The sequence below is a fragment of the Pseudomonas sp. GW821-FHT02A08 genome, assembly GCF_059422045.1.
In genome coordinates this window covers 62,965-76,943 of the sequence record NZ_JBWKWD010000014.1, presented here as the reverse complement: position 1 = coordinate 76,943, position 13,979 = coordinate 62,965, and the positions used below count along the sequence as shown (strand labels likewise).

Annotated in this window: 10 protein-coding genes; 6 read left to right on the top strand and 4 right to left on the bottom strand. The window is 60.8% G+C overall.

From position 1 onward, the window contains the following. Positions 1 to 4: 4 nt before the first annotated feature. Positions 5 to 319 carry a hypothetical protein gene (locus tag AC07W4_RS12640; protein WP_007984867.1) on the bottom strand — a complete coding sequence of 105 codons (315 nt, stop codon included), beginning with the start codon at positions 317 to 319 and terminating at the stop codon, positions 5 to 7. Positions 320 to 368: 49 nt separating this feature from the next. Here AC07W4_RS12640 and AC07W4_RS12635 point away from each other — a divergent pair, with 49 nt between their 5' ends. The 5 genes from AC07W4_RS12635 to aqpZ all read left to right on the top strand — a co-directional run bounded on the left by AC07W4_RS12635 (position 369) and on the right by aqpZ (position 5,594). Beyond that, the gene (locus tag AC07W4_RS12635; RefSeq protein WP_495032635.1) at positions 369 to 1,292 is read left to right on the top strand and encodes a PA3225 family LysR-type transcriptional regulator; all 924 of its coding nucleotides are present in this window, start codon (positions 369 to 371) and stop codon (positions 1,290 to 1,292) included. A 14-nt stretch (positions 1,293 to 1,306) separates the two neighbouring features. Beyond that, complete coding sequence (locus tag AC07W4_RS12630) at positions 1,307 to 2,110, top strand: alpha/beta fold hydrolase (protein ID WP_495032634.1); 804 nt, start codon at positions 1,307 to 1,309, stop codon at positions 2,108 to 2,110. A 3-nt stretch (positions 2,111 to 2,113) separates the two neighbouring features. After that, positions 2,114 to 2,671 carry a peptidylprolyl isomerase A gene (locus AC07W4_RS12625; protein WP_008046842.1) on the top strand — a complete coding sequence of 186 codons (558 nt, stop codon included), beginning with the start codon at positions 2,114 to 2,116 and terminating at the stop codon, positions 2,669 to 2,671. A 94-nt stretch (positions 2,672 to 2,765) separates the two neighbouring features. Continuing rightward, a complete protein-coding gene (locus AC07W4_RS12620) occupies positions 2,766 to 4,598 on the top strand; it encodes an ABC transporter ATP-binding protein (protein WP_008046843.1) in 1,833 nt (610 codons plus the stop codon). 297 nt (positions 4,599 to 4,895) lie between these two features. Then, the gene (gene aqpZ, locus AC07W4_RS12615; RefSeq protein WP_090453724.1) at positions 4,896 to 5,594 is read left to right on the top strand and encodes an aquaporin Z; all 699 of its coding nucleotides are present in this window, start codon (positions 4,896 to 4,898) and stop codon (positions 5,592 to 5,594) included. Positions 5,595 to 5,605: 11 nt separating this feature from the next. Here the strand turns inward: aqpZ and AC07W4_RS12610 are convergent, their stop codons facing one another. Beyond that, positions 5,606 to 6,730, bottom strand: coding sequence for a GNAT family N-acetyltransferase (locus AC07W4_RS12610; protein WP_495032633.1), 1,125 nt, complete (start codon positions 6,728 to 6,730; stop codon positions 5,606 to 5,608). Between the two features lie 280 nt (positions 6,731 to 7,010). On the opposite strand from AC07W4_RS12610, the gene AC07W4_RS12605 reads away from it, so the two are divergent. Then, positions 7,011 to 8,342, top strand: coding sequence for a putative porin (locus AC07W4_RS12605; RefSeq protein ID WP_008049137.1), 1,332 nt, complete (start codon positions 7,011 to 7,013; stop codon positions 8,340 to 8,342). Positions 8,343 to 8,593: 251 nt separating this feature from the next. Here the strand turns inward: AC07W4_RS12605 and AC07W4_RS12600 are convergent, their stop codons facing one another. Both AC07W4_RS12600 and hrpA read right to left on the bottom strand, forming a co-directional pair. Then, on the bottom strand, positions 8,594 to 9,715 hold the full coding sequence (locus tag AC07W4_RS12600; protein WP_495032632.1) for a beta-ketoacyl-ACP synthase III: 1,122 nt from the start codon (positions 9,713 to 9,715) through the stop codon (positions 8,594 to 8,596). Between the two features lie 345 nt (positions 9,716 to 10,060). After that, a complete protein-coding gene (gene hrpA, locus AC07W4_RS12595; RefSeq protein WP_495032631.1) occupies positions 10,061 to 13,972 on the bottom strand; it encodes an ATP-dependent RNA helicase HrpA in 3,912 nt (1,303 codons plus the stop codon). Positions 13,973 to 13,979 lie beyond the last annotated feature (7 nt).

Here is a 13,979-nt window from a genome sequence, read left to right as displayed (position 1 = left end):
GCTGTCATTTCGGGGTGCAGCTCAGCTCGATGCGCAGCTTGATGATGTTGCGGCTGAACTTGGCGGTGGCATTTTTGTGCTTGCCGGCCGGTACGTCGATCTTGCGGGTACGTGGTGCTTCCGGACCATTGATGAAAACGGCCTTGCAGCTTGCATCGACGTCGCCGTAGTTGGCCACCTGAATGGAGCCGATATCGCTATCCGTGTCGTAGGTCTGGTAATCGATCTTCATGCCGTTGAGGTCTTTCTTCACGTCGATCGGGTAAGCCATCGCCGTCAGCGGCAGCAGCGCCAGCAGCACACAACAGAATTTTTTCATTCAGCAGCCTCCAATAAGGGCTGCCAGCTTAGGACAAGAGGAGCTCAACATGAAAGCGCCCCGCGTGACCCTTGATCAATGGCGAACGCTGCAGGCCGTGGTCGATCACGGTGGTTTCGCTCAAGCCGCCGAGGCGCTGCATCGCTCGCAATCGTCGGTCAGCTACACCGTGGCTCGCATGCAGGATCAGCTCGGCGTGCCATTGCTGCGCATCGACGGACGCAAGGCCGTGCTGACCGAAGCCGGCGGCGTGCTGTTGCGCCGCTCCCGGCAACTGGTGAAACAGGCCAGCCAACTCGAAGACCTGGCCCATCATATGGAGCAGGGCTGGGAAGCCGAAGTACGCCTGGTGGTCGATGCCGCTTACCCAAGCGCCCGCCTCGTCCGCGCCTTGACCGCATTCATGCCGCAAAGCCGTGGCTGCCGGGTGCGCCTGCGTGAGGAAGTGCTGTCAGGCGTGGAGGAAGTCCTGCTCGAAGGCGTGGCCGACCTGGCCATCACCGGGCTCAGTATTCCCGGTTACCTGGGCGCGGAATTGAGCGACGTCGAATTCGTCGCGGTCGCCCACCCGGAACATCCCCTGCACCGCCTCAACCGCGAACTGAGCTTCCAGGACCTGGAAAGCCAGATGCAAGTGGTGATCCGCGACTCGGGGCGCCAGCAACCACGGGACGTCGGCTGGCTCGGTGCCGAACAGCGCTGGACCGTCGGCAGCCTGGCCACCGCCGCGACCTTCGTCAGCAGCGGCCTGGGTTTTGCCTGGCTGCCCAGGCACTTGATCGAACGGGAACTCAAGGAAGGCACGCTCAAGCTGCTACCGTTGGATCAGGGCGGCAGCCGCAACCCGAGCTTCTACCTGTATTCGAACAAGGACAAACCGCTGGGGCCGGCCACGCAGATTCTCATCGAACTGCTGCGTACATTTGACACCGCCCCACTGGACGCACCGTTCGCCGCCCCCGAACAAGCCTGACACGGAGTGTATGCATGGCCTATTTCGAACACGAAGGTTGCAACCTGCACTATGAGGAATATGGCCACGGCACGCCGCTGCTGCTGGTCCATGGCCTGGGCTCGAGCACCCTGGACTGGGAAAAACAGATCCCGACACTGGCCACCCGCTACCGGGTGATCGTCCCGGATGTGCGCGGTCACGGCCGATCGGACAAACCCCGGGATCGCTACAGCATTACCGGATTCAGTGCCGACCTGATTGCATTGATCGAGCACCTCAATATCGGTCCGGCACATTATGTCGGCCTGTCCATGGGCGGCATGATCGGCTTCCAGTTGGGCGTGGATCAGCCGCAACTGCTCAAGAGCCTGTGCATCGTCAACAGTGCGCCAGAGGTCAAACTGCGCAGCCGCGACGATTACTGGCAATGGTTCAAGCGCTGGAGCCTGATGCACGCACTCAGCCTGCGCACCATCGGCAAAGCGCTGGGCGGCAAGCTGTTCCCAAAACCCGAGCAGGCCGAATTGCGACAAAAGATGGCCGAGCGCTGGGCAAAAAACGACAAACATGCTTATCTCGCCAGCTTCAATGCCATTGTCGGCTGGGGGGTCCAGGAACGACTTTCGAAGGTCACCTGTCCAACCCTCATCGTCAGCGCCGACAGGGACTACACACCGGTGGCGCTGAAGGAAAACTACGTAAAACTGCTGCCCGACGCGCGGCTGGTGGTGATCGCCGATTCACGCCACGCAACGCCGCTGGACCAGCCGGAACACTTCAACCAAACACTGCTGGAGTTTCTGGCCGCAGTCGATACCACCACTCAGGATCACTGACCCATGCTGAAAAAAATCGCCCTCGCCGCAGGCTCCGTCCTGTTTGCCGCCAACCTGATGGCCGCGACGCCGGAAAAGGCACCGCATGTGCTGCTGGAAACCACCAACGGCCAGATCGAAATCGAACTGGACCCGGTCAAGGCCCCGATCAGTACCAAGAACTTCCTTGAGTACGTCGACAAAGGCTTCTACAACAACACGATTTTCCACCGGGTGATCCCGGGGTTCATGGTCCAGGGTGGCGGATTCACTCAACAGATGCAGCAAAAAGACACCAACGCACCGATCAGGAACGAATCGAAAAACGGCCTGCATAACGTGCGCGGCACCTTGTCCATGGCCCGTACCTCGGTGCCTGACTCGGCCACCAGCCAGTTCTTCATCAACGTCAAGGACAACGACTTCCTTGACCAGGGCGATGGCTACGCGGTATTCGGCAAAGTGGTCAAAGGCATGGACGTGGTGGACATCATCGTCAATTCGCCAACCACCGTCCGTGGCGGCATGAAGGATGTGCCGGCCGATCCTGTGTTCATCAAGTCGGCCAAGCGCATCGACTGAGACTAAGCTGGACAAGGATGTCCGAGCCGTTGCCGGTGTTTGCCGGCAACGCTCAAACCGTTAAAAGGAGAGCCCGCCCGCGGGCGAACAACCCATGCTTTATCGCCGCTTTGAAAAACTGATCGATGTTTTCCGTGAAGCACCGACGGCGTCTCCGCCAGACCGTGTATTCCCTTTTTATACCTATTACCTCAAGCAGGTCTGGCCGAGCTTCGCCGCCCTGCTGATCGTCGGCCTGATTGGTGCTTTGATCGAGGTGGCGTTGTTCAGTTACCTGAGCCGCATCATCGACCTGGCCCAAGGCACGCCGAACGCCAATCTGTTCCGGGAGCACGCCCTCGAGTTGACCTGGATGGTGGTGGTTGCGCTGGTGCTGCGCCCCATATTCGTGGGCCTGCATGACCTGCTGGTGCACCAGACCCTGAGCCCCAGCATGACCAGCATGATCCGCTGGCAGAACCACAGCTACGTGCTCAAGCAGAGCCTGAACTTCTTCCAGAACGACTTCGCCGGGCGCATCGCCCAACGCATCATGCAAACCGGCAACTCACTGCGCGACTCCGCCGTGCAGGCCGTGGATGCGTTGTGGCATGTGCTGATCTACGCCATCAGTTCCCTGGTACTGTTCGCCGAAGCCGACTGGCGCCTGATAATCCCGCTGCTGACGTGGATCTTCGCCTTCATCGGTGCCCTCTGTTACTTCGTGCCACGGGTCAAGGACCGCTCGGTGGTGGCGTCCGATGCGCGCTCCAAACTCATGGGGCGGATTGTCGACGGCTACACCAACATCACCACCCTGAAGCTGTTCGCCCACACCAACTTCGAGCAGCAATACGCCCGCGAAGCCATCAAGGAACAGACCGAGAAGGCGCAACTGGCCGGCCGCGTGGTCACCAGCATGGACGTGGTCATCACCAGCATGAACGGCTTGCTGATCGTCTGTACCACCGGCCTGGCCCTGTGGTTGTGGACGCAGTCGTTGATCAGCGTGGGGGCGATTGCCCTGGCCACCGGTCTGGTGATCCGCATCGTCAACATGTCCGGCTGGATCATGTGGGTGGTAACCGGCATCTTCGAAAACATCGGCATGGTGCAGGACGGCCTGCAGACCATCTCGCAACCGGTCAGCGTCACCGACCGCGACCAGGCCAAACCCCTGGCGGTGGCCCGTGGCGAAGTGCGTTTCGAGCATGTGGATTTTCACTACGGCAAGCAGAGCGGGATCATCGGCGACCTCAACCTGAGCATCAAGGCGGGTGAAAAAATCGGCCTGATCGGCCCGTCCGGTGCTGGTAAATCGACCCTGGTGAACCTGCTGCTGCGCCTGTACGACGTCGAAGGCGGACGCATCCTGATCGACGGCCAGAACATCGCCGATGTCAGTCAGGAAAGCCTGCGCGAACGCATCGGCATGATCACCCAGGACACCTCGCTGTTGCACCGTTCGATCCGCGACAACCTGCTGTACGGCAAACCCGACGCCACCGACGCCGAACTCTGGGAGGCCGTGCACAAGGCCCGGGCCGACGGTTTCATTCCTTCACTCTCGGACGCAGAGGGCCGCACCGGTTTCGATGCCCACGTTGGCGAGCGCGGGGTGAAACTCTCCGGCGGCCAGCGCCAGCGCATCGCCATCGCCCGTGTGTTGCTCAAGGACGCGCCGATCCTGATCATGGACGAGGCCACCTCGGCTCTGGATTCGGAAGTCGAAGCGGCGATCCAGGAAAGTCTCGAAACCCTGATGCAGGGCAAAACCGTGATCGCCATCGCTCACCGGCTCTCGACCATCGCCCGGATGGACCGGCTGGTGGTGCTGGAAAACGGCAAGATCGCCGAAACCGGCAGCCATGCCGAACTGCTGGCCCATGGCGGTTTGTATGCACGGTTGTGGCAACACCAGACCGGCGGGTTTGTCGGGATCGATTGATCTTTGCTGCGGCCACAAAACCTGTGGGAGCGGGCTTGCTCGCGAATGCGGTAGATCATTCAACAACGATGCCGACTGACACACCGTCTTCGCGAGCAAGCCCGCTCCCACAGGGATTGGCGTGACCGATAGCCCCCAAAACACCGCCAGAACCCTTCAACAACGGGGCCTGGCGGTTTTTATGCCTGCTGGAATTCTGAAAAAACCCTGCTGTACTCACTGCAACGTTCTGGAGATGGTTCTGCAGTCCATCGGCTGGATGCTCAAGGCAGCATAATCTCGAAAGGGCACTCTCTTATGTCTCTGTTAAAACGTTCGGCGACTGAGTTGGTAGGTACGTTCTGGCTGGTGTTGGGTGGTTGCGGCAGTGCGGTGTTGGCCGCGGCTTTTCCGGAGGTGGGGATTGGCCTGCTCGGGGTGTCTTTCGCGTTTGGCCTGACCGTGCTGACCATGGCTTTCGCGATCGGCCATATTTCCGGCTGCCATCTCAATCCCGCGGTATCCCTCGGTCTGGTGGTGGGTGGGCGGTTTCCGGCCAAGGAGTTGCCGGCCTACATCATTGCCCAGGTCATTGGCGGCGTGATTGCAGCCGCCCTGCTGTACTTCATTGCCAGCGGCAAACCCGGTTTCGAACTGGCGGGAGGTCTTGCATCCAACGGCTACGGCGAACACTCGCCTGGCGGCTATTCGATGGCGGCAGGGTTTGTCTGTGAACTGGTGATGACTGCGATGTTCATCCTGATCATCCTCGGCGCCACCGATAAACGAGCACCAGCAGGACTGGCGCCGATTGCCATCGGCCTGGGGCTGACCCTCATCCACCTGATCTCGATCCCCGTCACCAACACCTCGGTCAACCCGGCGCGCAGCACCGGCCCGGCGCTGATCGTCGGCGGCTGGGCGATTCAACAACTGTGGATGTTCTGGGTCGCACCGCTACTCGGTGCAGTGGTTGGCGGCGTGCTGTATCGCTGGTTGGGCAAGGAAGAAAGCTGAAACGCTGGAGATCAGCCTTGTCGATAAGGCAAGGCTGACTTCGCCTCCTCTGCATACGCCAGCACCCCCAACCGCTCCTGCTCCAGGAAGTCTTTCACCGCCGCTTTCAATCCGGGATGGCGCAAGTAGTGCCAGGAATGGGTAATGACTGGCTCGAATCCACGAATCAGTTTGTGCTCGCCCTGGGCCCCGGCATCGAAACGCTGGAAACCGTTGGCGATGGCATAGTCCATGCCCTGGTAGAAACAGGTCTCGAAATGCAGGCGATCGAACTCCGCCAGGCATCCCCAGTAACGGCCATAAAAGCTGTCGCCCCCCACCAGACTGAACGCCATCGCCACTGGCCGTGAACCTTGTTTGGCCAGCACCACACGAATCGACTCAGGCATGCGTTCGGCCAACAGGCTGAAAAACTCCCGCGTCAGGTACGGTGCTTGTCGGCGCACCGCATAGGTATTGGCGTAGCAGGCATAGACAAAATCCCATTGCGCCTGAGCCAGCTCCCGCCCCTCCAGCCATTCGAACTCAAAGCCCTGCCCGGCCACCTGCTCGCGTTCCTTGCGCATCTGTTTGCGCTTGCGCGAACTGAGCACGTCGAGGAAGTCCTGGAAATCCCGGTAGCCGCGATTTTGCCAGTGGTATTGACAGCCAACGCGCTGCAGCCAGCCGGGCTGCTCGCTCAATGCCGCGTCGGTGAACGGATCGGTGAAATTGATGTGGGCGCTGGAGAGCCCTTCGAGTTCAAGGTAGCCCGGCAGGCTTTTCAATAACTCGAAGCCGTCTTCGACCGTGGCCGCCAACAGCCGCGGCCCGCTGACGGGACTGAACGGCACCGCGCTCAACAGTTTGGGATAGTAATCGATGCCGGCACGCTCACAGGCATCGGCCCAGGCGTGATCGAACACGTACTCGCCGTAGGAATGCCACTTGCGATAACCGGGCAGCGCGGCGATCAGTCGATCCCCTTCTACGTGCAATAGATGCTCGGGCTGCCAGCCGGTATGGGGTCCGACGCTGCCGCTGTCTTCCAGTGCGCTCAAAAAGGCATGACGCAGAAAAGGCTGAGTCTCGGGCACCAGTGCATCCCACGTTTGCGGGACGATTTCTGACAGTTTTTGCAGGCGTTGCAACGGCATCACCGTCCTCACTCTTCATGGCGTGAAAGCCCCGCGAGTATCGCCTATCGCTCTGCAATGCACACGGGCAAAACGACGACAGTGCTCTAACTCAATAGTTCACGGCGACTTTGTATCGTCATCGACATGACATCACATTGCCACCGCCCTGTAATAAACCATCGCGATACTGGCGCCTGTTTTTAGAGCGCCGGGTTATACCCGGCCACAGTTTTCCGCCCCTAACGGTCGGTTGTGTCCCGGATGGCTCTGTCATCCCCTCTCATCTTCGGAGATTGATATGCGTCTTGCTTCCACGAAAACTGCGGCGGCCTTGTGTGGTGGCCTGTTGCTGGCCATGAGTGTTCCGGCCAGTGCCGCAGTCGACGCCAAACTGCTCGACATGCTCAAGGCTAACGGCTCGATCACCAACGCGCAGTACAGCGAACTGCAAGCCGAGCTGGCCAGGGATCAGAAAGAACAGCAGATTGCCCGTCAGGCTCAGCAAGAGACCAACGAGCAAATCGCGGCCACCGCGAAGAAAACCGACACACTGAGCGCCTTCGACCAGAAGCTTGCATGGGCGGCAAAGACTCAGTTCAAGGGCGACGTGCGCTTCCGTCAGGAAAATGTCCACAACGATGGCGTGCCAAACAACAAGGACCAGGATCGTCAGCGCATTCGTGCCCGCCTGGGTGCCTACAGCGAAATCAACCCGCAAGTCGACACCGGCATCCGTATCGCCACCGGCAGCAACGACGACGCTCGCTCGACCAACCAGGACCTGAACAACTACTTCGACAAGAAGCAGATCTGGCTGGACCAGGGTTACATCGACTACCACCCGGATGCGATCAAGAACCTGCACCTGGTTGGCGGCAAGATGCCGCAACAATGGGTGAGCATGGGCGACATCATCTGGGATAGCGACATCAACCCCGAAGGTCTGGCCGTCACCTACAAGTACCCGTTGAGCGGCAGCACCGAACTGTTCGGTAGTGCCGGTCACTACACCCTCAAGGACAACGTCGACGGCGAAGGCGTGCAATTCAAGCACGACCTGCGTCTGTACGCCGGCCAGTTGGGTGCGCGATTCGCCATCACCGACAGCATGAAAATGACCCTGGGCGGCAGTCTCTACGCCTACGACAACGATGACAGCAGCGCCTGCCCGACCTCGGGTACCGTTACTGCGCCATGCGCACTGGCCGTCAACGGCAACAGCCCGGGCGAGCAGTTCAACCTGTACGAAGGTTTTGGTCAGCTGGACTTCAGCAACCTGCCGGTTCCGCTGTCGATCTATGGTCAGTACGTCAATAACACCGATGCCAGCAACGACCAGGACACTGGCTGGCTGGCCGGTGTGAAGTCCAAGCTCTACGGCTTCAACGTGGACTACAACTACCGCGACGTGCAGCGTAACGCTGTGGTGGGTGCCTTCACCGACTCCGACTTCGCCAACGGCTTCACCGGTTCACGCGGCAGCAAGCTGAAAGTGAGCTACGACCTGGACAAGAACTTTGCCCTGGGCGCGACCTACTACATGGCGACCTCGGACCAGACCAACGCCAACATCAAGAAAACCGATTCGGACATCAACACCCTGCAACTGGATGCCGAAGCCAAGTTCTGATTCACCCCGCTACACGACTCGGGCAAGGAAGCCCGAGCCTCTTTTACAGCCTGGCGTTGATACATCGGTCCCCATCATCCTCCGATGCATCAACGCCAGGCTGTTTTCTCTCCCGCAATAACCTCCAACCTCCCGCAAAAAAAAATCGCAGCCTTCGGCAGCTCCTACGCTCACCGGATTCTCCGCAATATCACGTTGAAATCCAGTCCCGTAGGGGCTGCCGCAGGCTGCGATCTCTTTAAGCCGCAGACTCAGCGCTTGCGCAGCAACACGCTACCAATCGAGTAACCGGCACCGAACGAACTGAGCACCGCCAGCGAACCGGCGGCCAGATCGTCCTGGTTCTTGTGGAACGCAATCACGGAACCGGCGGAACTGGTGTTGGCATAGGTGTCGAGAATCACCGGCGCTTCCTGTTCGGTGGCGTCGCGACCCAGCAGCTTCTTGACGATCAGGTGGTTCATGCTGAGGTTGGCCTGGTGCAGCCAGAAGCGCTTCACGTCGCTGACGTTGAGCTGGTTCTCCTGCAGATGCTCACCGATCAGCTCGGCAACCAGCGGGCAGACTTCCTTGAACACCTTGCGGCCTTCCTGCACGAACAGTTTGTCCTTGGCGCCGATGCCCTCTTCCGCCGCGCGGTTGAGGAAGCCGAAGTTGTTGCGGATGTTGTTGGAGAACTTGGTCAGCAGTTTGGTGCTGACGATGTCGAACTGGTACTTGGACGTCGCCAGGTCGGCACGTTCGATGATCACTGCAGTGGCAGCATCACCGAAGATGAAGTGGCTGTCGCGGTCACGGAAGTTCAGGTGGCCGGTGCAGACTTCCGGGTTGACCATCAGGACCGCGCGGGCCTGGCCCAGTTGCACGCTGTTGGCGGCGGTCTGGATACCGAAGGTTGCGGACGAGCACGCCACGTTCATGTCGAAACCGAAACCCTGGATACCCAGCGCCTCCTGGACTTCGATGGCAATGGCCGGGTAGGCGCGCTGCAGGTTGGAACAGGCGACGATCACGCCGTCGATGTCCGCTGCGGTCTTGCCGGCGCGCTGCAAGGCTTGTTCGGCGGCGCCGATGGCCATCTGGCAAAGTACCGACCACTCGTCGTTGGAACGTTCCGGCAGGCGTGGAGCCATGCGTTGCGGGTCGAGGATGCCTTCCTTGTCCATGACAAAGCGGCTCTTGATGCCGGAAGCTTTTTCGATGAATGCGGCGCTGGATTCGGTCAACGCTTCGACTTCACCGCGCGCAATGGCGTCGGCGTTATCGGCGTTGAATTGCGCCACATAAGTATTGAAAGACTGCACCAGCTCTTCGTTGGAAATGCTGTTGGCCGGGGTGTACAGGCCGGTGCCGCTGATGACGACGTTATGCATGGTCGTGTCTCTAATCTGTTCAGGCAGAAAGTATTGGCACCGTCGTACCAACACACAAAGGGTCTATTCTCATCCGGGGGACGCAAACCTGGCATCGCTTTATTCCGTGACGCGACCTGGCCGAAGGCTCTAGGTCGCGAAACCGGCGTTTATGGTCGCGAAGTTTGCCATAAACCTTGGGTTTTGGCGCCTTTTTGCTGGATGAACCATTTGCTACAGGCACCACAGCAACCTGTGGGAGCGGGCTTGCCCGCGAATGCGATGGGTCAGTCAACGCTGATGTTGAAACTGAAGACGCCTTCGCGAGCAAGCCCGCTCCCACAGGGTATTGCACCAGCCTCGGGTCTACGGTTCGACCTGGCTCCACTGCTTGTTCAGGCGCTTGTCGGAGATAGGCACCCTGGTTCCCAACTGTTGCGCAAACAGCGAAACCCGGTATTCCTCCAGCCACCAGCGATACAACTCCAGTTGCGGATCGCGCTTGCCTTCCTGGGCGTGTTTGTTGGCGCGGGCTTGGTATTGCGTCCACAGCCCGCTCAACTCCCCACTCCAGACCCGGTCGCGCTGCACCTGGGCACCGATTTTTTCAAAGCGCTGTTCAATCGCCTTGAGGTAACGCGGCAACTCCTTGAGCCACTGCATCGGCGTTTCCCGGACAAACCCCGGATACACCAGCTGGCTGAGCTGCTGCTTGATGTCGTTCAGGGCCACGGCCTGCGCCAGGTCGATCTTGCCCTTGAAGCGCTTTTGCAAGCCGTGCCAGAGTTTGAGGATTTCCAGGGTCAGCTTCGCCACACGCTCGGCGTGCTCGGTCCAGGCACCTCGCTTGCGCTCGGCCAGGGACGCCAGACCGGCGCCGTCACGGGGCAACGGGTCTTCGCCGTCTAGAATACAGCTGTCGAGGCTGGCCAGCAGAATGTCTTCCACCAGCGCATCGACGCGTCCCATGTCGCGATACAGCAGGCCCAGTTCGGTCAGGCCCGGCAACTTGCCACGCAGGAACTTGGCAGGTTCGGCCAGTTGCTGCATCAGCAGGCGTTGCAGGGCACGGCGATGCTGGAACTCGGCCTCGGCCGGGGTCGAGAAACGCCCCTCCTTGACTGTGCCGCCCTCTTCCACCAGCGCCGGGTAGACCGTCATCGACAGCCCGGCGATCTTCTGCTGGGTTTTCTCGGCCACGGCGGCGAACACTTTCGGCTCCACCGGCTGCTGGCTCTTCGCGGTTTGCGGCACGGCCAACGCAGCCTGGCTGGCTTCGGCGAAACGCGCGGTGAGCTCGGCGAGATCGCGACCTTCACCGAGGAACTTGCCTTGGGCGTCGACGATTTCCAGATTCATCCGCAGATGACTTTCGACTTGCTGCGCCGCTTCAGCCCAGGCTTCATCGCTGACCCGGGCACCGGTCATGCGCAGCAGCTCGCGACCCAAGGCCTGGGGCAGCGAGCCCTCGGCAAAGGTCATGCGCTGCAAGGCCGCCTTGACGAAGTCCGGCACCGGTACGAAATTCTTGCGCAAGGCCTTCGGCAGGTTGCGTACAAGGGCAATGCACTTGGCTTCGATGACGCCCGGCACCAGCCATTCCAGGCGTTCCGGTGGCAGCATCGGCAACAGCGGCGCCGGCACGCGCAGGGTCACCCCGTCCCGCGGGTGATTCGGTTCGAAGTGGTAGCTCAGGGCCAACTCCAGATCGCCGATGTGCAGCGTATCCGGGTAATGCTGGGCGGTGACTTCACTGGCTTCGCGGGCCAGCACGTCTTCTTCGCGCATGATCAGCAGCTGCGGATCTTTCTGGCTGTTGATCCGATACCAACTGTCGAAGGTCGCGGTCTGGTGGATCTCCGCCGGCAGTCGCGCGTCGTAAAAGGCGTACAGGGTTTCTTCGTCGGCGAGGATGTCACGACGACGGGCCTTGGCTTCCAGTTCGTCGAGTTGTTCCAGCAGTTGCTTGTTGGCTGTCAGGCACTTGGCCCTGGACTGGATTTCACCGCGCACCAGCGCTTCGCGGATGAACAACTCGCGGGACACCACCGGGTCGACCGGGCCGTAATGCACCGGCCGCCGCCCGACCACGATCAACCCGAACAGGGTGATCTGTTCGAAGGCTACGACCTGGCCGCGCTTCTTCTCCCAGTGGGGTTCGAAATGGTTTTTCTTGATCAGGTGCCCGGCCAGCGGCTCGATCCAGTCGGCGTCGATCTTGGCGACCATTCGCGCATAAAGCTTGGTGGTTTCCACCAGTTCGGCTGTCATCAGCCACTGCGGGCGCTTCTTGCCGATGCCCGACGATGGGTGAATCCAGAACCGCCGCTGACGGGCGCCAAGGTAATCGCCGTCTTCGGTTTTCTGCCCGATCTGGCTGAGCAACCCCACCAGCACCGCTTTGTGCAGTTTCGGATAGTCCGCCGGTTCTTTATTGAGGCTCAACTGCATGTCGCGGCAGATCAGGCTCAATTGGCGATGGGAATCGCGCCACTCGCGCAGGCGCAGATAATTGAGGAAATTCTTGCGGCACCAGTTACGCAACGGACTGGCAGTCAGCGCCTGGCGCTGCTCCTCGAAACCACGCCACAGATTGACCAGCCCGGCGAAATCCGAGTCGGCGTCTTTCCACTGGGCGTGGGCCTGATCCGCCGCTTGCTGACGCTCCGGCGGACGCTCGCGCGGGTCCTGGATCGACATGGCGCTGGCGACGATCAGCACTTCCTGCAAGCTGCCGAGCTTCGCCGCTTCGAGCAGCATGCGGCCCATGCGCGGGTCCACCGGCAACCGCGCCAGTTGCCGGCCGAGCGGTGTCAGCTGGCTATTACGGTCCACTGCAGAGAGTTCCTGCAGCAGGTTATAACCATCGCTGATGGCCTTGCCATCCGGCGGCTCGATGAACGGGAACGCGGTGACCTCGCCGAGGCGCAGATGCAGCATCTGCAAGATGACCGCCGCGAGGTTGGTGCGCAGGATCTCCGGATCGGTAAATTCCGGGCGACCGAGGAAGTCCTCTTCGCTGTACAGGCGCACACAAATGCCCGGTTCGACCCGTCCGCACCGGCCCTTACGCTGGTTGGCGCTGGCCTGGGAAACAGCTTCAATCGGCAGGCGCTGAACCTTGGCCCGGTAACTGTAGCGGCTGATGCGCGCCGTACCGCTGTCGATCACATAGCGAATGCCCGGCACGGTCAGCGAGGTTTCCGCGACGTTGGTCGCCAGCACCACGCGACGCCCCGGGTGCGACTGGAAAATCCGCTGTTGCTCGGCTGGCGACAGCCGCGCGTACAACGGCAGGATTTCGGTGTGCTTGAGCTGAGCCTTGCGCAGCATGTCGGCGGCATCGCGAATCTCGCGCTCGCCGGGCAGGAACACCAGCACGTCACCGGGACTGCGGCGCTCGCTGCGCTCATACGCGGCGATTTCGTCGAGAGTGGCGAGGATCGCCTGATCCACCGTCAGGTCGTCCTCGACGCGGTTGCCCTCTTCGTCTTGCTCAAGCGTCAGCGGGCGATACCAGGTGTCCACCGGGTAGGTGCGGCCGGAGACCTCGACAATCGGTGCATCGTCGAAGTGCCTGGAGAAGCGCTCCAGATCGATGGTCGCCGAGGTGATGATGACTTTCAAGTCCGGACGACGCGGCAGCAGGGTTTTCAGGTAGCCGAGCAGGAAGTCGATGTTGAGGCTGCGTTCGTGGGCTTCGTCGACGATGATCGTGTCGTAGCGTTCCAGATAGCGGTCGTTCTGGGTTTCCGCCAGCAGGATGCCGTCGGTCATCAGTTTGATCAGGGTGCTGGAATCGCTCTGATCCTCGAAGCGCACCTGATAGCCGACCAGTGCGCCCAGCGGCGTGCCGAGTTCTTCGGCCACCCGGCTGGCGACGCTGCGCGCAGCGATCCGGCGTGGCTGGGTGTGGCCGATCAGGCCATGCTGGCCGCGACCGATTTCCAGGCAGATCTTCGGCAACTGGGTGGTTTTACCCGAGCCGGTCTCACCGGCGATGATCAGCACCTGATGTTTTTCCAGCGCCTTCTTGATTTCGTCGCGCTTGGCGGCGATTGGCAAACTGTCGTCGTAACGAATCACCGGCAGGCTGGCGCGGCGGGCCAGCACCTGGTCACAGGACGCCTGCATCCGCGTCACCCACTGGCCCAGTTTGGCCTCATCGGGGTTCTTGCGCAGCTCAAGCAACTGCCGCCGCAGCCGGTGGCGGTCGGCAAGCATGGCGTGATCGAGGTTTTTCAGCAGTTTGTCGATGGAGGGCGATTCGTCGGTCATCGGGTAC

What these genes read in the sequence shown, in the direction of transcription:
- AC07W4_RS12600 (WP_495032632.1), bottom strand. Translation starts at nt 9,715, where the DNA reads ATGCATAACGTCGTCATCAGCGGCACCGGCCTGTACACCCCGGCCAAC.
- aqpZ (WP_090453724.1), top strand. Translation starts at nt 4,896, where the DNA reads ATGTCTCTGTTAAAACGTTCGGCGACTGAGTTGGTAGGTACGTTCTGG.
- AC07W4_RS12640 (WP_007984867.1), bottom strand. Translation starts at nt 319, where the DNA reads ATGAAAAAATTCTGTTGTGTGCTGCTGGCGCTGCTGCCGCTGACGGCG.
- AC07W4_RS12620 (WP_008046843.1), top strand. Translation starts at nt 2,766, where the DNA reads ATGCTTTATCGCCGCTTTGAAAAACTGATCGATGTTTTCCGTGAAGCA.
- AC07W4_RS12625 (WP_008046842.1), top strand. Translation starts at nt 2,114, where the DNA reads ATGCTGAAAAAAATCGCCCTCGCCGCAGGCTCCGTCCTGTTTGCCGCC.
- hrpA (WP_495032631.1), bottom strand. Translation starts at nt 13,972, where the DNA reads ATGACCGACGAATCGCCCTCCATCGACAAACTGCTGAAAAACCTCGAT.
- AC07W4_RS12635 (WP_495032635.1), top strand. Translation starts at nt 369, where the DNA reads ATGAAAGCGCCCCGCGTGACCCTTGATCAATGGCGAACGCTGCAGGCC.
- AC07W4_RS12610 (WP_495032633.1), bottom strand. Translation starts at nt 6,730, where the DNA reads ATGCCGTTGCAACGCCTGCAAAAACTGTCAGAAATCGTCCCGCAAACG.
- AC07W4_RS12630 (WP_495032634.1), top strand. Translation starts at nt 1,307, where the DNA reads ATGGCCTATTTCGAACACGAAGGTTGCAACCTGCACTATGAGGAATAT.
- AC07W4_RS12605 (WP_008049137.1), top strand. Translation starts at nt 7,011, where the DNA reads ATGCGTCTTGCTTCCACGAAAACTGCGGCGGCCTTGTGTGGTGGCCTG.